Here is a 20,838-nt window from a genome sequence, read left to right on the forward strand (position 1 = left end):
AATTCATCTAATTTACTTCTCATGTATTTAAGATATTATAATTTCGCTTGCCATTTGTCTGTCCATACTAAGTCATTGTAGCTGCCTTTGAATTCACTTTCACCCATGATTTTATCGACAGTTTGTTTGATTGTTTCAGGATTAGAATGATATGCATTGATGTAAGCTTTGACCATTGTAGCGTCATGTAAATGAGTTGTGAAGTTTAATGACACAAATACAGTAGGTACTTCATGTACATACCATGGGATTTCATTACTCATCGCTGTACCCCATTTAATACGATAGTTATTTTCAGCAGCATAGCCGATTATGTTTGCGAACACAAGCGCAGCATCTACTTTTTCACGATAATCTAATGTCTTACCTTTAACACGTGTTGAGCCATCATTTAACGTAACATTAAAGCCTCGTGATTCTAATTCTTTTATAAGATCTTCTTGCACATTATTTGCAGATTTATAAATGCCGTCTTTTTCACCTTCAATGACATAAAGCTGAATATTTTTATGAGTTTCAGGACGAATAGGGAGTTGGTCTAAAGTATTTTTAACTAAAGTAATACCTAAATCCGCAGCTTCAGCACGCATGTCTAGATGTGATTGACAGCCGATAATATCTAAGTCTTCTTGTGGACGAATAATCGAACCATCTGCTTGTTTTTTATGCAGATTGAGTTGTGCTTTTAAGCCTAATACACGGCGTACGGCATCATCTAAACGTTCTTCTGTGATGACCCCATTTTTAAAACCGTTTAGCATAAATTGATAGTCTTCTTCTAAATCATTAAAGAATAGGAACATATCACAACCTGCTGCAATAGAAAGTGGAACGTAATCTTCACGACGCATAGCCGCAGTCATACCTAACATATGACTAGCATCTGTTACAACTAAACCATTGAAATGCATGTCATCTTTAAGTAAATCAGTAATCAATTCATGAGAGAGTGTTGCTGGTAAAACATCTTTGTCTTCTAAACTTGGGTTTAACTTTTTAGAGTATGCTGGTTGCGCAATATGGCCTGCCATAATCATCTGAACCCCACGGTCAATATGGTGTTGGTAGACTTTACGGAAGCTGTTATCCCAGTCTTGTGTTGATAATTCATTCACACCTAATACTAAATGTTGATCGCGTTCTTCAGTACCATCTCCTGGAAAATGTTTGATACAAGTGATCATGTCACGTTCTGCATTAAAACCATCGATAAAAGCACTGGAATACTTGATAACAGTTTCAGCATTTGTACCATATGCACGTGTATTGACAATGGTATTGCGCCAATTTTCTAAAATATCTACACATGGATCGAAGTTGATATGAACACCTAATGCTGAAGATTCACGTGCAGATACAAGGCCAGCATTGTAAGCTACTTTGGTATCCTGCGCCGCTTCACATTGTGCAGCACTTGCAATATACGTACCATCTTTACAGGCACCGTTACCACCAGAATCACAGTTTGCGGCAACCAATACAGGTATTTTAGCATGTGTCTGTAAGTCATTCAGTAACTGTTGTACATCTGTTTTGTTGCCACCTTCATAGCGGGCACCGCCTATATGATAGAGTTCAAGTACTTCTTTGTTACTTAAATCAGAATCATTGAATTTCTTTCCACCCTCTAACGAGAATAAATTAAAAAAGAGTTGGCCTATTTTTTCTTCGTCTGATAAGTTATTTAATGTTTGTTCTACCCATGTGATTTGTTCCTCATCTAAGTTATAAGGTGCTGCTTTTAAATTTACGTTTATCATATAATTATTTCGCTCCTTTAAAATTGTTATAAAACACATCGATTAATGAAGATTGTATTGTTTCGTTAAACTGTCCCTCTTTGAAAATATTTAAATATTTATTGTTAAAATCAAGCCACGATTGATCCTCATGACCAGCAAGAATTGGATAGAAATATAAATCGTGTGATTGTGCGGCGTCCATATCACCTTTAGCATCACCTAACATAATGATGTCCTCACGTTTATAATATTGCTTTAAGACATCTAAACATTGCTCCTTAGTGCCAGCTTCTTGCGCAAACATACCGTTTAGATAAGGTGTGAGATGGTATGTTTCCCATTCATGCTGTACAGCGGATAAGTTTGCAGATGACACTATGGCAATATCGGCAAATGTAGTAGCATTTTTCAAACTATTTAAGACGTGGTTAAATGGACCAGTACTTGGCAACTTCTTAATCCGTGTGTTGACATTCAATGACCAAGACAAAGCTTTACGTAGGCCAATTTGTGTAGGGGCTTTAGCAATTGCCGCTTCTAGACTTGGATTTGAAAATGACTGTGTCGCTGCCACCCATTGTTTAATATCCTCGTAACCCTCAATAGTTATACCATCTGCGACGAGTTCGCCAAGCATTTTTTCTAAACCTCTAAAACGATTAATACCTCTCGTGATTTCATAGAGATTAAACGCATTCCAACGTTGAAGAATGGCTTCAGTGTGATTTTCGAGCTTCCATTCTTCTACAAGTGCAGGGCCAAAAGCACGTTCATGTTTGATAGTCATTGAATCAATGGCACAACCATCAGAATCGACACAAATTAATTTGTTAAATTTAGGTTGATATTGTGGTAAAGATTCGATCATTTGCATGTTCCTCTCAAAATTATTTGAATAACTGTTATTTATTACAGCATGATGCTTATAGGTAATTGGAATATTGCTATTAAATATGAAAGATAGACAAATATATTATTTACTTGAGTTAAGTAGGGGGAATAAATGAATATTTGTTGTGCAATGAAAGCATAGTATTTATAATAAAACGCTTTCTTTACACTGTTAAAGTTAGCATTTCAATTTAAAAAAAACTATAGCATTTCAAAAATTAATGTGATTTAATTCACAAAATTAGCGATTTAGGATAAATTTTTCCTAAAAAAGTCAATTTAATTATAAAAACAATTTCTATTGAACGAATTTTCAGATAAATAGATGTAATTTTATAAATTTGTGCACAATTTGATAGTAATGATGTTAGATTTCAACTTGGATGCGCTAAACATTGTGATATCGGCATTTTTAATGTGGAAGGTACATTTGATTTATAACGACACAATTCAGACATAAAAATATTGTAATTGACTTGAATTAAATAAAAAATATAATGAAATTGAGTTGAGTAGGGAGGTTATTTGGAAAGGGAAGATGATAATGAAAAAGATGCAAACTTTACAACAAATGCATGACAATTATCTTGTTGCGGTGGTCAGAGGTCATTCACAAGAAGATGCATTACAAAAAAGTAAGCAAATTATCGAAGGTGGCATTTTGAACATTGAAGTGACATTTACGACGCCACAGGCAGAAGAAGTGATTAAAACATTGAGTACGTAATATCAAGAGAACGTATTGATAGGTGCTGGTACTGTGATGGATGCAATCACGGCACGTATCGCAATCATGAATGGTGCTCGTTATATTGTCAGTCCACACTTTGACGCAAGTATAGCTGAAATGTGTAACTTATATACGATTCCGTATTTACCAGGTTGTGGTTCAGTAACGGAAATTACACAAGCTATGAAGTGCGGTGTAGACGTTGTCAAACTGTTCCCCGGCGATGTATTAGGTGCAGATTTCATTAAAAATGTACACGGACCAATTCCACAAATTGAAATGATGCCTTCAGGCGGTGTAACTATCGATAATATGAAAGATTGGTATGACAAGGGTGCATTCGCAATTGGCATTGGAAGTGCCTTAACTAAAGGTGCAACAAGTGAAGACAATCAGATTGTTGTTAGACAAACACAAGCATTTGTAAAAAAATTTGAAGAAATAAGAAGGTAGGCTATGTCATTTATTACGTTTGGAGAATTACTCTTAAGACTTATGCCACCTAATTATCAAACATTTCAACAAGCACATCGTTTTGATATTCAGTTTGGAGGCGCTGAAGCAAATGTGGCAATTGGACTCTCAGGGTTAGGCATAAATACATCAATGATTACAGCATTACCTGATAATGACTTAGGTCAAACAGTGATACAAATGTTAAAAAAATATGATGTTGAAACACGCTATATTCAGAATGGTGAAGGTAGACTTGGTCTGTATTATATGGAAAAAGGTATTGCATTTCGACCATCTCAAATAATTTATGATAGAGACTATTCACTGTTTACAAAGATGGAGTATGATGATTTTCAATTTGAACATGCATTTAAACAACATCACTGGTTTCACTTTACTGGCATTACACCAGCTTTAAATGACGCACTATTCGATACAATATTGCAAAGTGTACGACTTGCTAAATCTATGGGGCTATATGTAAGTTGCGATTTAAACTTTCGAGCAATGCTTTGGGATTTTCAGACAGCTAGGGAAAAGCTATCGCTATTGTTGCCGTTTGTCGATTTGATATTTGGCTATGAACCGCTCAGTTTACCAGATCGTTACGGCAAAGATAAAAAAGATGGATTATCACGACATGCAGATGAAGCAACACTGCGACCGATATTGCAAGAAATACATGATAAATATGATATTGCATATATTGCCTTTACACAAAGAAAAAATTTTGCGAATTCTAGAAATCGCTTACAAGGTTTTTTGTCTGCTAAAAATCAACTCGTTAAAACGGGTGTTTATGAAAGTGAAATTCTGGATCGTGTCGGCACTGGAGATGCATTCAGTGTGGGCGTTATTTATGGCATTATGAAAGGTTTACCGATGCAAGACACAGTCAATATTGCCGTCAACAATATGTTATATAAACATGCAGTTGAAGGAGATTATAACTATACAAATATTGAGCGTATTAAAGACATCACTGAAATGGAACTAGACATCAAACGTTAGAAAGAGGTCATCTTATGGTTTCAATGACAACGAAAAGAAATCAACACAAGCACGCAAAATTTGAAGAAATAGGAACACCAAAATTAAAATTCAAAGAAAAATTGTCATACGGTTTGGGAGATTTAGGGAACGGTATGATGTTCGACATGGGACAGATTTATTTATTAAAGTTTTTCACAGACATATTAGGTATCTCAGCATTTTATGGTGGATTTGTATTTTTAGTTTCTAAGATATTTGATGCATTTGTAGATACAGGTGTCGGGACATATGTGGATTCAAGAACAAATATAGGGAAACGTGGGAAGTTTAGACCCTTTATTCTTTTTGGTACTGTGCCGTTAGCAATATGTACAGTATTATCATTTATTTCACCTAATTTAGATCAAAGTGGCAAAATTATTTGGGCATTTGCAACATATATGCTATTTAATGCCGCATATTCTATTGTAAATATTCCATATGGATCTTTATCCGCTTCAATGACAGTAAACTCAGAAGATCGAACACAATTATCTGTTTATAGAAATTTAGGTTCACAAGGAGCGCTTTTTGTAGCGGGTATCGTCGTGATACCTATGGTCAATCAATTTCCGAATCACGCACTGGGCTACCCTATAGCAGTAGGTTTACTTGCAGTGGTCGGTGTGATACTACATTTGATTTGTTATAAAAACGTCAAAGAAAGACACGTCATTCAACGACCTAAAACAAAAGGCATGGGCAAAAAAGCATTTATTAGCTTAGTGAAAAATGGCGCATTTGCAGTATTGGCAACATATACTTTATTAACAATTATGGCGACTTTCTTAAAACAATCCTCACAATTATATTATTTCCAATATGTGATGGATGCACCTAACTTAGTTGGTTTGGTAAGTACATTGAACTTTGTCGTTCTGATTCCAGGTTTATATATAACAACGTTGTTAAGTAAAAAAGTAGGTAAAAAAATGACGGCAGTGATTGGGATAGGAGGCTTCATAGTTTGTGAAGTGCTCAATTATCTCTTCTTCGGTGACGATATCACAACGTTCTTAGTCGTTAATACCATATCCTCGTTCTTCTTAGTGATTCCGAATACTGTGGCATGGGCTTTTATTGCCGATGTAGTGGAATATGGGCAGTGGAAATCAGGTATACGTTCAGAAGGTATCACATATTCAAGCTATAGCTTTACACGTAAGATTTCACAAGCATTGGCCGGATTTATTCCAGGTCTCGCCCTCACGATGATTGGCTATAAACCGAATGTTGAGCAAAGTGCAGAAACGCTAGCGGGTCTTAAAGTATTGTTCTTTGCAGTTCCTGCTATAGGTTGCTTAGTCGCACTATTCATTTTCCTATTTGGTTATCCATTAACAGATAAACGCCATAAGCAAATTGTTAAAGAACTCGCTTTAAGAGAAGAAATTTAAGATAGGAGTAGTTATGATGACAACATTTATTAATGACAATTTTATGTTACAGAATGATAAAGCAATCGAATTATACAATCAATATGCTAAAGAGATGCCAATCTATGATTACCATTGCCATTTAGATCCGCAGCAAATTAGCGAGAATACTCATTTTGATAATATTACTGAACTTTGGCTAGGTGGTGATCACTATAAATGGCGTGCGATGCGTGCACAAGGTATTGATGAGTACTACATTACTGGTGATGCAGCTCCAAGAGAAAAATTTAAAAAATGGGCACTGACATTAGAAAATTCCGTTGCCAATCCACTCTATCACTGGTCACATTTAGAACTGGCAATGTATTTCAACGTGCATGAATTATTAACCGAAGCCAATGCCGATCGATTATACGATGAAATCAATACGTATTTAAAAGACAACCACGTAACGGCACAATCACTTATCACACAATCTAATGTAAATTTAATTTGTACAACAGACAATCCTACAGATGATTTGCATTTTCACGATGACATCAAGGCACAGTCTCATTTCACTACGACGGTATTACCAGCATTTCGACCTGATGTGGCATTCAAGGTAGATACACCTGATTTTGCTCAGTTTATTTACAAGTTGAGTCAATTAACAGGACCTATTGATAGTGTTGCTACATTTATTGATGGTATGAAACAGAGAATTGACTATTTCCATAGTAAGGGCGGGAGACTCGCTGATCATGGTTTAGCTACTATTGAATATCAACCATATACACAACATGAGATTGAACATATTTTTGACAAAGGATTAAAGAACCAATACATTACAGAAATCGAAAAAGCGCAATTTCAAACCTTTTTACTGTATGAATTAAGTAAACTTTACACAGAAAGGGACTGGGTAATGCAAATTCATTTTGGTGCAATACGTAATAACAATAGTAAAGCCTTTGAAACATTAGGGGCAGATGCAGGATTTGATTCAATCAGAGACCAACAAAATTTAGCAAATAATTTAAATCAATTGTTAGATGTGATGGCGTCAGAAGAGCATTTACCACGCACAATTTTGTATAACTTAAACCCAACGTATAACGATATTGTCGGTTCAACGATTGCTAATTTTCAAAATGAGCCAAATATTCAAAGTAAAGTACAGCACGGTGCTGGTTGGTGGTTTAACGATACAAAACGCGGCATGTTAAATCAAATGTCATCGTTAGCGGACCAAGGATTACTCATGCATTTTGTCGGAATGTTAACTGATTCTAGAAGTTTTATTTCGTATTCTAGACATGACTATTTCCGTAGAATTTTATGTACTTTTATTGGCGATTTAGTAGAAAAAAATGAAATACCTGATGATGCAGCATTATTGGAAAAACTAATCACGCAAATTTGCTACGACAACGCATATAACTATTTCAAATTAATCTAGAGAGAGGGGCTGTCATTTGTTATGAAAATGACATTTAGATGGTATGGCAAAGATGATCCAATCAGTCTTGAATACATCAAACAAATTCCTGGTATGAAAGGTATCGTTAGTGCGATTTACGACATACCAGTGGGGGAAGTATGGCCATTAGAAAAAATTAAAGCACTAAAATCAGAAATTGAAGATGCAGGTTTAGAACTATCTGTTATTGAAAGTGTTCCGGTGCATGAAGATATAAAATTAGGTAAACCAACACGCAATCAATATATTGAAAATTATTGCCAAACATTACGCCATTTAGGACAAGCAGGTATCAAAGTTGTGTGTTATAACTTTATGCCGGTCTTTGACTGGACAAGGTCACAATTAGACTATCGTTTACCTGATGGTTCTACAGCACTTATTTATGATGAGAATGATATTGTTAAAATGGATCCATTAAAAGGAGAACTTGCATTACCTGGTTGGGATTCAAGTTATTCTAAAGAAGATTTAGCAGAATTATTCGCAGATTATAAACAAATTGATGAAGAAAAATTATGGGAGAACTTAGGATACTTTATTAATAAAGTAATTCCGGTTGCGGAAACGGAAGACATTTTAATGGCAATCCATCCGGATGATCCACCATGGGGTATTTTTGGTTTACCTAGAATCATTACAAATAAAGCCAATTTGGAACGCTTTATTGCATTACATCCATCAAAACATAATGGTTTGACGATGTGTTCCGGTTCATTAGGATCAGATAAAAATAATGATTTTCCAGAGATGTTAGCATATTTTGGGAAAAAAGGGCGCGTACATTTCGTACATGCGCGCAATGTGAAATTAGTGGGTAATAAATCATTCCAAGAATCAGCACACTTATCGGAAGCTGGCTCAATTGATATGTACCGAGTTATTAAAGCATTACATGAATTTGGTTATCAAGGACCGATCAGACCTGATCATGGACGTATGATTTGGGGAGAAACAGGAAAACCTGGCTATGGTTTATACGATCGCGCATTAGGTGCAACGTATTTAAACGGTCTGTATGAAGCAATCACGAAAGACAACTAAGAATAAGGAGGATAACAAGATGCTACCTTTTAATGTAGATTTAAGTGGAAAGAATATTGTTGTAACTGGAGGTGCAGGTGTTATCGGTGCCGAAATGTCTAAGTCATTAGCGCAATGCGGTGCCAATATTATCATTATTGGTATTGATGAAGCGGGTGGTGATCGCGTCGTTAAAGAAATTGAAACAGCAGGTGGCAAAGCGTGTTCCATCGTTGCGAGTGTGACTGAAAAAGAAGCGATGGAAAAGGCCAAAGAAACGGTGCACAGCACTTTTGGAACAGTTGATATTCTGATAAATGGTGCAGGGGGTAATCATCCAAGAGGTACCACTGACGATGAACAATATGATCCACAAATGAAGCAAGATATTAAATCATTCTTTGAATTAGACGAGAAGAGTGTTGGATTTGTCTTTGATTTAAACTTTATTGGTACATTTATTCCATCACAAGTATTCGCACAAGATATGGTAGATAAGGCAGACGCAGCGATTATCAATATTTCATCTATGAATGCATTTACACCATTAACTAAAATTCCAGCGTACAGTGGTGCAAAAGCAGCAATCAGTAACTTTACGCAATGGCTTAGTGTATATTTCTCTAAAACAAACATCAGGGTTAATGCAATTGCGCCAGGATTTTTACTAACGGCACAGAACAAAGCGCTCTTGTTAAATGAAGATGGCAGTTACACTGCACGTTCACAAAAAATTCTCGATGCAACACCTATGGGACGTTTTGGAGAACCAGAGGAATTAATTGGAGCATTATTATTCCTACTTAATAAACAAGCATCAAGCTTTATTAATGGTGTAGTGCTACCTGTTGATGGTGGATTTAATGCCTATGCAGGCGTGTAAATTAAGTTGAAGTTAATTATAAAGTGTCAATCATTGTATAGTTAATGACAATGGGAAAATGAAAAGTGATAATTTTGTGAAATAAATCACAAAAAGCTTTCAATTTGCATGAGTATCTATTATGATAAGGGTGTAGAAGATAACAAAGCCTTTACGAAATAAAAATTTCGGAGTGATTATGATGAGAAAAGTAATTGAAGCAGTCATTTTTTCAGATGAAAGTAGTTACGAGATTTATACTCATACAGGTGTAAATCAAGGTATTATTAATGATATTAAAGATGGATACAGAAGTATTGATTATATAGCTTACATTGACGCAGAGAAAATATACAACTATGGTATGAAGAAACAGCTATTAGTAAATAGTTAATACACTGTATACATCTAGTAACATGAAGTATGTTATAGTCACTGCAAGTTGCTCTGCATGAGCTATAGGATACTTTATGAATATTTTCTCTCAGTGTTACCTTTCATGATTTATTTGAAGCGCCCTCAAGTAATAGAAAATCCTACGTTCCTCGCATGAGGAACGTAGGATTTTTTTGAGGAATTGGAGCAATTTGTTCTTGTTAATCTAGTGTATCAAACATATGCTTTAAAATTATGCTTAATTTCATTGTATGCATACAATGAATTATACATGCCCATACGAATATGATCTTCAGATGCATATGGAATGCGTAATTGACTATGCTCTGATACGAATTTGCGAAATTCACGCTCAAGGCGCTTGCGTTCTGGTAAGGGCATTTGAATCCATTCTTCCTTATCGAATAAGGCTTCGAAGTGAAATTCAAAGCTTGTTTTTGCGATAGACTGTCTCAACGTTTCTAATCGTGCATCAAAATTCATGATTAATCCCCCTCGAGCATAATGTTATGACTATATGTCCACTTTATAGTGAACAATTGATTATGACAAGTGGTTATAGGACAAAAAACTAATAAAATAAAAATACACATGATACAATTGCTACAAATAAGCAAATGTTGTTATGTAGAAATTATAATGAAAGGAAGCGTTAAAATGGTTGAATTACAAAATAAAGTAGCGATAATTACAGGTGCAAGCAGTGGCATTGGGGCAAGTATCGCAGAAACGCTTGCGAAATATGGTGTTAAAGTCGTATTAGCAGGACGTAATGAGGAAAGATTATCAGAAGTGGCAACGCGTATTAAGTCCAATTCTGAAGTGAGTGTTGCAACAAGTATTGTAGACGTGACACAAAGAGATGCAGTTAATCAACTCGTTGCAGATACACAATCGGAGTTCGGACGTGTTGATATTTTAGTGAATAGTGCCGGCTTAATGCTTTCTTCAGCCATAACAGAAGGTGATGTAGACGCATGGGATGCGATGATTGATGTGAATATTAAAGGTACATTATACGGAATTAATGCTGTGTTACCGACCTTCTTAAATCAATCTAGTGGTCATATTATAAATATTGCGTCTATATCTGGGTTTGAAGTGACAAAACAAAGCACATTATACAGTGCCTCTAAAGCCGCCGTTCATTCAATTACACAAGGATTAGAAAAAGAATTAGCTAAAACTGGTGTCCGTGTGACGAGTGTGTCACCAGGAATGGTAGATACGCCGTTAAGTGGTGATACCGATTGGGGTGCACGTAAAAAATTAGAGCCTTCAGATATTGCAGAGGCAGTTGTGTACGCATTACAACAACCAAGCCATGTTAATGTTAATGAAGTGACTGTTAGACCTGTATAACGTCAACGCATAGCGTATTAGCATTTTAAAATAGGTGAAATTAGGATTTTATTGCAATGCACTGAAAATTAGGTGAGGTGTAACAAAATGGAAACAAACTTTATTATAGAAACAGACAGATTGTATTTAGTGCGACCTTCACACGAATACTTAAAGGAATTGCATAACATCCACTCGGATCCTCGGACAAACATTTATAACCCAGCTGGACCGCACCTATATATGAATGAAACGACGGAGATGCTTGACGCTTGGATGGCTCATTGGTTACAACATCAATTTGGTTATTGTCTGATGATTGAAAAGCAAAGCAATCAAATGATTGGTATGTGCGGATTGATGTATAAACATTTGCAAGATAATGTTTACTTAAATTTAGCATATCGATTAAGTCCAAATTTTACGAAACAAGGCTATACAAAAGAAGCGTGTAACGCGATTATACACTATGTAAAAAATGATATAAAAAAAGATAATCGGATACTTGCTAGAACAAAATATAATAATGTAGCATCTATTATGACGGCACAGTCATTAGGTTTTAAAATTGACGAACAATTTAACAATTATGAAGAACCTGGAGATGTGTATTTGTTTGAATAAGGCTAAAGTATGGGAGCAAATATGACCCGATATAATCAAATAGAATTAAAACAAAGTAAGACGCAATTACTGTCGATGCTAACAAAATGTCAAAATGCGTTAGAGAAGATGGAAAATAATGGCAATCCACGTAGTCGCACTACCTTACTTGAAAATCGGATTCAAGCATTGAAAGTAGCGTTAGCAGTGATAGATGAACAGATAGAATCATAGGTTGTAAAATGAAAATGGTACAGAGTGTAATTTGAAATCTACATTCTGTACCATTTTTATGTGATGTTATAAATTTATTTAAAGTATAAGGTTATATGATTGATGAAAGTCATAAAATTTCTACTACACCGTTCTACCATTCATCGATTTCGCCACGTTCACCTTTAAAATTATTTGCCGTTTGGTGACGTTCACCCAACACCGCTTCTACATCTTCGAAGTCAATTTCTAAAACATGGAACAATACAAATAGGTGATACATTAAATCTGCAGCTTCATTTGTGACTTCTTCACGTTCACCTTTCATGGCACCAATAACAACTTCAAAAGATTCTTCTCCAAATTTTTTAGTGATTTTTTCTAATCCTTCTTTTAATAAGTATTGCGTATAAGAATTATCTTTCTGTGCATGTGCACTTGTGGCAACAGTCTCTGCGAGTTGTTGTACTTGGAATGACGTCGTTGTTTTAAAGCAACTCTGGCTACCTGTATGACAAGTTGGTCCATTAGGGACAACGTCAATGAGAAGGGTGTCTTGATCACAATCTAAATGTATATTTTTAACCACTTGAGTATGACCAGACGTTTCACCTTTTGTCCATAGTCGCTCTTTAGACCGTGAGTAGAAGCATACGATGCCATCTTCTAGTGTCTTTTGATATGCCGCTTCATTCATATAACCTAACATTAATACATCCTTGGTATGCACATCTTGTAATATTGCTGGTAATAAGCCTTTGCTAAAATCAGGTTGTTGTAAAGTCATCTAACAGGAATACCTCCTTGATCCATAGTTTCTTTAATTTCATCTACGGTTGTTTCTTTGTCATGCAAGATGCTAGCAGCAAGTCCAGCCGAAACATTAGTTTGCTTAAACAGTTCCACAAAGTGTGTGGGTTGACCACCACCGCCAGATGCGATGACTGGAATATTGACCAGCTGTTCAATGGCATGTAAATGTGTCACATCGAAACCTTGCTTCATTCCATCATGCGTCATGCTTGTAATTAAAAGCTCGCCAGCACCAAGTGCTTCTACTTCTTGAACCCAATCGTAAACACGTTTGTCTGTACGTTGTTTGCCACCATGTGTATAACAAAAGTAATCATCGTAATTACTATCATATTGACTATCAATTGCAATACATATACATTGTCTACCAAACTTTTCACTGGCAGCTTTAATAAATGATGGATTTTTCAATGCACTTGAATTCAAGGATACTTTATCAGCACCATGATTTAATAGTTGCGTAATATCCTCTAGGGTAGAAATGCCACCACCAACTGTTAAAGGAATGAACAGTTTCTCAGCAGTTTCCTCAATGACATCAAGGACAAGATCATGTCCAGCTTCCGTTCGAGAAATATCTAAAAAGACTAATTCATCTGCGCCTTGTTCATTATAATAGAGTGCGTAATCAACAGGATTGCCGATATCACGCAGCCCTTTAAATTGAATACCTTTGACGACACGACCATCTTTGACATCTAGGCAGGGGATAATTCTCTTTTTAATCATGACAAGCCCTCCCAAAACTGTGCGTTATGTGCTGCTTTACCGACTATTGCAGCTGAAACGCCAAGTGATTCCAACTGGTGTAAATCTTGTTGATGACGAATACCTCCAGATGCGATAACAGGCTTTTCAGTTGCTTGGACCAATTGACCTGTTATGTCAAAATTAGGACCTTCAAGACGACCATCTTTAGCAATATCTGTATAAATGATGCCGCCGATAGGGAGTGATTCGATACGCTTCACTAACTCGAATAAATCGAGTGCTGCGTCTTGTTCCCAACCATTTATTTTCACGTCACGTCGATAGGCGTCAATAGAAAGGTAAATTCTATTTGGAAACTGCTGTGCTATACTAGTGAGCCATTCCAAATCTTGAATGCCTTTTGTACCAATAATGCAATAGTCGATGCCTTCTTTGAAATAGGCTTCAATTGTTTCTAAACTACGAATGCCGCCACCAACCTCTATAGGCTTATCTGTCAGTTTGCGTAATGCTGCAATGTAATCACGTTCGATAGATGCTTGTGCTTTGGCACCAAGCAAATCGACGATATGAATACGATCTACGCAATTAAATTGAGTATAAAATTGAATGCTTTCTTCCGCACTACGTGTCATTTTCTCTTCTGAATCATATTTACCTTCTGTCAGTCGTACACTGGTTGCATTGATTAAATCAATTGCAGGCCATAGTTTAATCATGTAGGAAACCACCTTTCAGTGCTTGATTGAGTATTGCAAGTCCATCGTCGCCGCTTTTTTCAGGATGAAACTGTATACCGATATAATGTTTAAATTGTACAATTGCTGGTATTTGTGTACCGTATTCTGCATATGCAATGACGTGTTCTGACATTTCAGCTTGATAAGAATGGACGAAGTAAACGTCCTGGGACAACGATTTATCTTCACTGATAAGATTGTTCCAACCTAAATGAGGCACAGGGTAAGGTGTCTCAATGGGTATGATATTTCCTGGGAAAAGTTTCAATCCCTCAACATTACCCTCAGCACTCCAATCGTATAAAAGTTGCATACCTAAACATATGCCAATGATAGGTTTATCTTTTACGTTGCGCAAAATGACGTCTAAATGACGAGTTTGAATGGCGGTCATTGCATCTTTGAAATGACCCACACCAGGTAAAATAATGATATCTGCCTGTTCAATGTCGCTTTGTTTATCTGTTAACTTAGATTCATATCCCAGATATTGCACGGCACGTTGTACATTTTTAATATTACCTAAACCATAGTCAATAATGGCAATCATTCAATCACGCCCTTAGATGACGGTGCTTCATTTGAATCATTTTCTATGAGCGCATCTCTAAGTGCACGTGCAAATGATTTAAAGATCCCTTCAATTTCATGATGTGTATTGCCACCACGTATTAAATCAATATGCGTTGTTAAGCGTGCATTGATGACAAACGCACGGAAAAACTCCTCGACCAATTCTGTATCAAAGGTACCGACCTTTTCGCGACTAAAAAGAGCATTGAATGACAGGTAAGGACGTCCACTGATATCGACCACTGTGCGTGCGAGTGTTTCATCCATAGGAATATAACTTACACCATAGCGTTGGAAAGATTGTCGCGCTTTAATCATTTCTAATAAAAGTTGACCTAACACAATACCAATATCTTCAGTGACATGGTGATCATCTACTTGTGTATCACCATTAGCATCGATAGAAATCGACAGTCCGCTGTGAAAAGTAAAGAGTGTTAACATATGATCTAGAAAGCCAACACCTGTGTGAATGTCACTTGGGCGCTTGTCATCAGAGAGTGTAATAAATAATTGGGTTTCGGTAGTGTTACGTGTTTTTTGATACATCATATTGAGACCTCCAAGACTTAATGATTATTTCAAGTTGATCAAGTTGCGCATCAGTTGCTATGGAATAACGTACATATTCGTTCATTTCAGGTTCATCATATACCCGAGGCAAGAAGCCATTGTCTTTAATATACTGACCTAAACTTTGAGCAGCATTCCCTTTGGTCAATACGAAGTTAGTAGAAGAAGGGAAGACTGTCATAACGTCTGAAACATGTTCATTAAATATATGCTTCAGGCGATTAGCTAATGCTCTTTGATGATTGATGAAAGACTGAGTCATTGATACATGTTCAAACATGTAGAGTGCGATGTGCAATGTCAAAGTATTTAAGGGATAAGGATGTTCGATACTTTGCATATATTTTATCGTATCGCTAGTACCGATTAGCACGCCTAACCTTAAACCGGCAATACCAAAGGCTTTAGAAAGGGTACGCATTTGAATAACGTGTGGTTGCATCTCAAATGTATAAGCTTCTCCAAAATCTAAATAAGCCTCATCAATAATGAAATAACCACCAACTTGAGCCATCTTGTCAGCAATTGTGTTTAAAAAGTCAATACTATACTGTTTGCCAGACGGATTATGTGGATTACTCATAATGAAGAACGCAGGTTGTACTTCATCGATTCGTTGTAAAATGCATTCGAGTTTAAACGTTAAATCGCGTTGTGCATCTACAAATTCAATTGGACGATGTACTTGTTGTGCATAGGCTTGGTACATAAAGAAGTCCGGATTAAGTGTCAGTGCTGGTCCTTCTGGCATGATAAGCATGAGCTTCTGAATGAGTTCATCGGAACCATTGCCTGCGATGACTTGTTCAGCGTTAATATTATAAAAATGTGCATAGGCTTGCTTAAAGCGTTCATATTCATCATCGGGATAGAAGTTAAATGCTGCATTTTGAATTAATGATGATAGTTGTGATTCAGTTAAGGGACGTAAAGGACTTTCATTTTTGTTAATTCTTATCATTGTTGTTGTGCTCCTTTGTCGTTCTAATTTTAATAGAATGTTCATGGTTGAAGAGTTGTTCTACATGTGCGAGTTGACGTGCTGTACCTTCAATTTCAGAAAATGTATCCGGGGTTAAATCAATAACGGAATGACGTGTTAAAAAGTCATTTACGGATAAACCATTTGTGAATCTTGCTGTTTGATTTGTCGGCAAGACATGGCTTGGACCAGCAACATAATCTCCAATTACTTCTGGTGAATAATGACCTAAGAACAATGCACCGACATAACGTACGTGATTTAAATAATCACGCGGAGTAGCGGTTTGAATAGATGCATGTTCCGGTGCGATAGTATTCATTAAGTCACAAGCTTCGGTAAAACTAGATGCATGAATTAAAAAGTGATGATTTGATAAACTAGCTTCAACAATAGGCTGACGTTCAATCGTTGAAAGTGTTTGTTGTATTTTGTGTTCTAGTTGTTGTAAACAAGCGTAATTTTCGCTTATGACAAAAGTACGAGCAAGTTCATCATGTTCTGCCTGTGCAAATACATCATAGACAATGGCATCTAAGTCAGCTGTTTCATCAATAATAAGTGCAATTTCACTTGGACCTGCGATTTGATCAATACCTACTTGACCGAAAAGATATTTTTTGGCATAAGCAACATATTGATTGCCTGGTCCAACGACTTTGTCAACTTTGGGTATAGTTTCTGTTCCATAAGCAAGTGCTGCTATACTTTGTGCGCCACCAACTTGGAATATACGATCGACACCTGCTATATAACATGCTGCTAATACAATGTCGGGTATACCTTGTTGTTGGGGCGGTGTAACTACATAAATATGCTCAACCCCTGCAACTTTCGCTAGAGTCACAGTCATCAATACTGTTGAAGGATAACTCGCTTTGCCACCAGGTACATAGACACCAACACTTTCTAATGGATGATACATTTCATAACATTCTGACGAACCTTGTTGTTCGGACTGTTTAATACTTTGTTGATAAGCTGAAATACGCTCATGGCTCTGATGTAATGCTTGACGTAAATCTTCATCAAGACGATGATAGGCGTCTTGTAAAGTACTAATATCAATTTCTAATTGTGTTGTTTCGACTTGATCAAACGTTTGATTATAAGATCTGAGTGCTTCGTCTCCGAGATGTTTCACATTGTCACAAATATCTTTGATAATTGGATATAAATCTTCATTTAAAGTTGACTGTTTGAGCCCTGTATTCAAAAAAGTAGTTTTATCTATAATCAATGACTGACACCTCCAATGATTGAATGAAGTCATCAATTTCAATGGATTTTTTGAAATATGACTGCTTGTTAGTAATAAGTTTGGCGTTAATGTGTTTAATTTTATCCTTTTCAACTAAGCCATTAGATTTTAACGTGGTACCAGTTTGGACAATGTCAACGATGCCATCGACCATATCAACAAGACAGGCTAATTCAATAGAACCAGATAGTTTTACTAACTCTACATCTAAGCCTTGTGCTTCAAAATAGGTACGCGCAGTTTCGATATAAGAAGTCGCGACTTTCTTATAAGTTGTTGTTTCAGGTTTTGAAGCTAAGGCAAAATGGCAGTCACCAAAGGGGAGGTTAAGTAAATTATTGATGGTATAATGACCTTCTTCTAATATGTCACTCCCTACGATGCCAACGTCAGCAACACCTTGCTCGACATAAATAGGCACGTCGCTACCTTTAACTAAGATAAATTGTATATGATCGACCGTTATCAATAGTTGTCGTTCTCTATTTTCTAATGCAACTACGAGCTCTTGTGCATCTACTTGTTTTAAATAAGATATAAAGCTTTTTAATAATCTTCCTTTGGCAAGTGCTACTGTAAGCATGATGTAAACTCCTTTAACTTATAGAATAAATCCGAGGCCGAATCCTTCGAGTTCCCCTTTATAAAAACCACCTGTCAGTTGCTGTGTTTTATTATTTTTAAGATGACATTTCATAAAAGCACCTTTGTAATATGAACGTGGAGCTTGTGGTGTAATATCTAAGTGAATGTCTGTAATATTAAGTGATTTAAACCATTGTTCCCATCGACGTAAAGCTTGTATCGTACGATGATCTTGAGAGAATAATTGACTCAATAGATTTAATTGCTCGGTTGTCTTTGTCGTGAGCAATTGAACGATAGGGTGTGCGACACCAAGTGATGTCGTAAGTTCTGAAATATTACGTTCTTGTATAAGCTTTAAATTGTTGTCTGTTTGTTCTTGTGGTGCAAGTAATAAATCAATCAACTGGTAATGGCCTAAAATGACAAAGTCTATATCATCCCCAAGTTGCTCTTGAATAAACGAATAGAAACGTGAAAAATCTTGTTGCATATCAGTTACTGTAGGATTGTAGTGTTCAATACCAAGTTGTGTGTAGATTGCATTGTTACGAACAATAAGACCAGCATAAGCGACTTTTTGATATTCAGTCGGATAGTTACTGTAATAACGTAATAGTTGATCGGTAAAGTCGTTGCGTAAAGCAAATATTTGATGGTTATGCTGCCAAAAGCTACGCTCAGTCATTTGCTGTAAGTCATCTTTCGTCAGTAATTGCCATGATAAAGCTTCAATAAAATCAAAATCAACGAGCTTAAATTGTGCACGTTGAAAATGTTTTAAGAATGCCAATTCTAATTCTTTATTATCAATGAGTGTGCTTGAATTCATAAATATAACCATCCTTCATTTATACTTTGTTTCTCTACCAAGTTAAAGTGAATTGATAAAACATACTGTAACATAGATATTTTTGGAATTCAACAAATATTCTGAAAAATAATGAAAGTAAAAAGAAGTAGTATAAAAATACTTAATTTAAGATAAGATTTTTATACTACTTCATAATTATTCAAGCGTTATAATTAGAACGAACATTATTAGAAAATGATTACATTAAATCTTTGCCATGTGCTACATATTTTAACATTTCATTTTTCGGAACCATGTTGCCACCTGTCGCCCAAACAATATGATTTGCATTATTAAGTGAAATACCTTTTTGTTTAGCTAAGTTAGAGGCTGCTTTAATACCAGCGAATCCAGAAGCGGCAGAGGGTTCAATGAAAATACGCTCTTTTTCACTTAATAAATAAAGGTAACGATACATTTGATTATCAGACACAGTTTGTGCGCCAAACAGTAGCGAATCCATGATTTGTCCAACTAAACGAGAAGGGCGAGAAACTGCGAGTCCATCTGCGTCAGTACGTCCATCGATACCAATATCATTGACTGAAATTTGATCATGAAGTTGCGTCATCATTCCGAGTAACATACAAGGGGCATGTGTAGGTTCAGTGAAAATACAATAAACATGTTCACCAAATACTTGTTTTAAACCAAAAGCCACACCACCTGGACCGCCACCTACACCACAAGGTAGATAGACAAAGAGGGGATGTTCAGCATCTACTTGAATATTGTGTTCACTGAATTGTTGTTTCAGTCTTAATGCAGCCACGGTATATCCTAGAAATAAATCTGCAGATCCTTCATCGTCTACAAAGTGGCACTTAGGGTCTTGTTCAGCTGACTTTCTTCCTTCAGCAACGGCAAATTGATAATCTGATTGATGTTCGATGACTTCTACACCACGGGCACGTAAGAGGTCCTTTTTCCATTGGCGTGCATCACTAGACATATGAACTGTGACGCTAAAGCCTAACTTTGCACTCATAATTCCAATACTTAAACCAAGGTTATCTGTTGAGCCTACTGCCACATTATATTTACTAAAGAGTGCTTGATATTCAGGTTCAGCCAAGACACTGTAATCGTCAGTTGGTGTTAAATTACCTTCTTGTAATGCAATGGATTCGGCGTATTTAAGTACTTCATAAATACCACCACGCGCTTTGATTGATCCAGATATTGCAAGATGACTATCACATTTTAACCATAGCGTTCCTTCGGCGTCTATTTGGCCGCTATTTGAGAGTTCTTGCTGCATAAAGGGAATATGTTTTAAAGGTGATTCGATGATACCTTTATTTTTTTCTGTTTCTGGAAATACTTTGCGAATATAACTGCTAAACCGCTCGAGACGTCGTGCGGCATCTTCGATATCTTCCATAGAGAAAGGTAATGTTGCTTCATGGTGAAAATGAGGATTTTCCCAAAAAACAGGTTGATAGTGCTGCAATTCACTGATTAAAGGGAATGATTGTGTAAGTGATGTTAATGATTTCATTATGATTCCTCCTGATTAACACGATATATATAATGATTATAGCAAAAATAGTGGACATTTCGCTTTGTTAACACAGTAATATGATTAAATCATGAACAAAGAAGTGAGGGAATTAT

At 36.2% G+C, this 20,838-nt stretch carries 22 protein-coding genes and 1 pseudogene; 10 read left to right on the forward strand and 13 right to left on the reverse strand.

Annotation, left to right across the window (positions count from 1 at the left end):
- Positions 1 to 35 precede the first annotated feature (35 nt).
- Both ACSULM_RS06295 and ACSULM_RS06300 read right to left on the reverse strand, forming a co-directional pair.
- A complete protein-coding gene (locus ACSULM_RS06295) occupies positions 36 to 1,760 on the reverse strand; it encodes a glycoside hydrolase family 3 protein (protein ID WP_436861417.1) in 1,725 nt (574 codons plus the stop codon).
- Between the two features lie 4 nt (positions 1,761 to 1,764).
- The gene (locus ACSULM_RS06300) at positions 1,765 to 2,610 is read right to left on the reverse strand and encodes an HAD family hydrolase (protein WP_436861419.1); all 846 of its coding nucleotides are present in this window, start codon (positions 2,608 to 2,610) and stop codon (positions 1,765 to 1,767) included.
- A gap of 567 nt (positions 2,611 to 3,177) precedes the next feature.
- On the opposite strand from ACSULM_RS06300, the pseudogene ACSULM_RS06305 reads away from it, so the two are divergent.
- The 7 genes and pseudogenes from ACSULM_RS06305 to ACSULM_RS06335 all read left to right on the forward strand — a co-directional run bounded on the left by ACSULM_RS06305 (position 3,178) and on the right by ACSULM_RS06335 (position 9,971).
- Positions 3,178 to 3,816 (forward strand): annotated as a pseudogene (locus ACSULM_RS06305) (bifunctional 2-keto-4-hydroxyglutarate aldolase/2-keto-3-deoxy-6-phosphogluconate aldolase).
- 3 nt (positions 3,817 to 3,819) lie between these two features.
- A complete protein-coding gene (locus ACSULM_RS06310; protein ID WP_436861422.1) occupies positions 3,820 to 4,830 on the forward strand; it encodes a PfkB family carbohydrate kinase in 1,011 nt (336 codons plus the stop codon).
- 14 nt (positions 4,831 to 4,844) lie between these two features.
- Entirely contained in the window at positions 4,845 to 6,248 is a 1,404-nt protein-coding gene (locus tag ACSULM_RS06315; RefSeq protein ID WP_436861423.1) for an MFS transporter, read from the forward strand.
- 16 nt (positions 6,249 to 6,264) lie between these two features.
- Positions 6,265 to 7,671 carry a glucuronate isomerase gene (gene uxaC, locus ACSULM_RS06320; RefSeq protein ID WP_436861425.1) on the forward strand — a complete coding sequence of 469 codons (1,407 nt, stop codon included), beginning with the start codon at positions 6,265 to 6,267 and terminating at the stop codon, positions 7,669 to 7,671.
- Positions 7,672 to 7,692: 21 nt separating this feature from the next.
- On the forward strand, positions 7,693 to 8,736 hold the full coding sequence (gene uxuA / locus ACSULM_RS06325) for a mannonate dehydratase (protein WP_436861427.1): 1,044 nt from the start codon (positions 7,693 to 7,695) through the stop codon (positions 8,734 to 8,736).
- Between the two features lie 19 nt (positions 8,737 to 8,755).
- Complete coding sequence (locus ACSULM_RS06330) at positions 8,756 to 9,598, forward strand: SDR family oxidoreductase (protein ID WP_436861429.1); 843 nt, start codon at positions 8,756 to 8,758, stop codon at positions 9,596 to 9,598.
- 181 nt (positions 9,599 to 9,779) lie between these two features.
- On the forward strand, positions 9,780 to 9,971 hold the full coding sequence (locus ACSULM_RS06335; RefSeq protein WP_436854472.1) for a hypothetical protein: 192 nt from the start codon (positions 9,780 to 9,782) through the stop codon (positions 9,969 to 9,971).
- A gap of 215 nt (positions 9,972 to 10,186) precedes the next feature.
- Here ACSULM_RS06335 and ACSULM_RS06340 read toward each other — a convergent pair whose 3' ends face one another.
- On the reverse strand, positions 10,187 to 10,456 hold the full coding sequence (locus tag ACSULM_RS06340) for a DUF1413 domain-containing protein (RefSeq protein WP_436854473.1): 270 nt from the start codon (positions 10,454 to 10,456) through the stop codon (positions 10,187 to 10,189).
- 174 nt (positions 10,457 to 10,630) lie between these two features.
- On the opposite strand from ACSULM_RS06340, the gene ACSULM_RS06345 reads away from it, so the two are divergent.
- From ACSULM_RS06345 to ACSULM_RS06355, 3 genes are all read left to right on the forward strand, one after another.
- A complete protein-coding gene (locus ACSULM_RS06345) occupies positions 10,631 to 11,335 on the forward strand; it encodes an SDR family oxidoreductase (RefSeq protein WP_436861431.1) in 705 nt (234 codons plus the stop codon).
- 87 nt (positions 11,336 to 11,422) lie between these two features.
- On the forward strand, positions 11,423 to 11,938 hold the full coding sequence (locus ACSULM_RS06350) for a GNAT family N-acetyltransferase (RefSeq protein ID WP_436861434.1): 516 nt from the start codon (positions 11,423 to 11,425) through the stop codon (positions 11,936 to 11,938).
- Positions 11,939 to 11,959: 21 nt separating this feature from the next.
- The gene (locus ACSULM_RS06355) at positions 11,960 to 12,151 is read left to right on the forward strand and encodes a hypothetical protein (protein ID WP_436861435.1); all 192 of its coding nucleotides are present in this window, start codon (positions 11,960 to 11,962) and stop codon (positions 12,149 to 12,151) included.
- 133 nt (positions 12,152 to 12,284) lie between these two features.
- On the opposite strand, the gene hisIE is transcribed toward ACSULM_RS06355, so the two are convergent.
- The 10 genes from hisIE to ACSULM_RS06405 form a co-directional block, all read right to left on the reverse strand.
- Positions 12,285 to 12,917, reverse strand: a complete 633-nt coding sequence (gene hisIE, locus ACSULM_RS06360) for a bifunctional phosphoribosyl-AMP cyclohydrolase/phosphoribosyl-ATP diphosphatase HisIE (RefSeq protein WP_436861436.1) — start codon at positions 12,915 to 12,917, stop codon at positions 12,285 to 12,287.
- Complete coding sequence (hisF, locus tag ACSULM_RS06365; RefSeq protein ID WP_436861437.1) at positions 12,914 to 13,672, reverse strand: imidazole glycerol phosphate synthase subunit HisF; 759 nt, start codon at positions 13,670 to 13,672, stop codon at positions 12,914 to 12,916. The genes hisIE and hisF overlap by 4 nt, the downstream gene beginning before the upstream one ends.
- The gene (gene hisA / locus ACSULM_RS06370; protein ID WP_436861439.1) at positions 13,669 to 14,373 is read right to left on the reverse strand and encodes a 1-(5-phosphoribosyl)-5-((5-phosphoribosylamino)methylideneamino)imidazole-4-carboxamide isomerase; all 705 of its coding nucleotides are present in this window, start codon (positions 14,371 to 14,373) and stop codon (positions 13,669 to 13,671) included. Before hisA ends, hisF begins: the two co-directional genes overlap by 4 nt.
- Complete coding sequence (gene hisH / locus ACSULM_RS06375; RefSeq protein WP_436861441.1) at positions 14,366 to 14,944, reverse strand: imidazole glycerol phosphate synthase subunit HisH; 579 nt, start codon at positions 14,942 to 14,944, stop codon at positions 14,366 to 14,368. Before hisH ends, hisA begins: the two co-directional genes overlap by 8 nt.
- On the reverse strand, positions 14,941 to 15,519 hold the full coding sequence (gene hisB / locus ACSULM_RS06380) for an imidazoleglycerol-phosphate dehydratase HisB (protein WP_436861442.1): 579 nt from the start codon (positions 15,517 to 15,519) through the stop codon (positions 14,941 to 14,943). Before hisB ends, hisH begins: the two co-directional genes overlap by 4 nt.
- Positions 15,497 to 16,501, reverse strand: coding sequence for a pyridoxal phosphate-dependent aminotransferase (locus tag ACSULM_RS06385; protein WP_436861444.1), 1,005 nt, complete (start codon positions 16,499 to 16,501; stop codon positions 15,497 to 15,499). The genes hisB and ACSULM_RS06385 overlap by 23 nt, the downstream gene beginning before the upstream one ends.
- Positions 16,488 to 17,759, reverse strand: coding sequence for a histidinol dehydrogenase (hisD, locus tag ACSULM_RS06390; protein WP_436861545.1), 1,272 nt, complete (start codon positions 17,757 to 17,759; stop codon positions 16,488 to 16,490). The genes ACSULM_RS06385 and hisD overlap by 14 nt, the downstream gene beginning before the upstream one ends.
- Positions 17,749 to 18,366, reverse strand: a complete 618-nt coding sequence (gene hisG, locus ACSULM_RS06395; protein ID WP_436861446.1) for an ATP phosphoribosyltransferase — start codon at positions 18,364 to 18,366, stop codon at positions 17,749 to 17,751. Before hisG ends, hisD begins: the two co-directional genes overlap by 11 nt.
- An 18-nt stretch (positions 18,367 to 18,384) precedes the next feature.
- On the reverse strand, positions 18,385 to 19,200 hold the full coding sequence (locus ACSULM_RS06400; protein WP_436861448.1) for an ATP phosphoribosyltransferase regulatory subunit: 816 nt from the start codon (positions 19,198 to 19,200) through the stop codon (positions 18,385 to 18,387).
- 220 nt (positions 19,201 to 19,420) lie between these two features.
- The gene (locus ACSULM_RS06405) at positions 19,421 to 20,722 is read right to left on the reverse strand and encodes a D-serine ammonia-lyase (RefSeq protein ID WP_436861451.1); all 1,302 of its coding nucleotides are present in this window, start codon (positions 20,720 to 20,722) and stop codon (positions 19,421 to 19,423) included.
- Positions 20,723 to 20,838 lie beyond the last annotated feature (116 nt).

Source organism: Staphylococcus caeli, assembly GCF_051413795.1.
Classification (GTDB): domain Bacteria; phylum Bacillota; class Bacilli; order Staphylococcales; family Staphylococcaceae; genus Staphylococcus; species Staphylococcus caeli_A.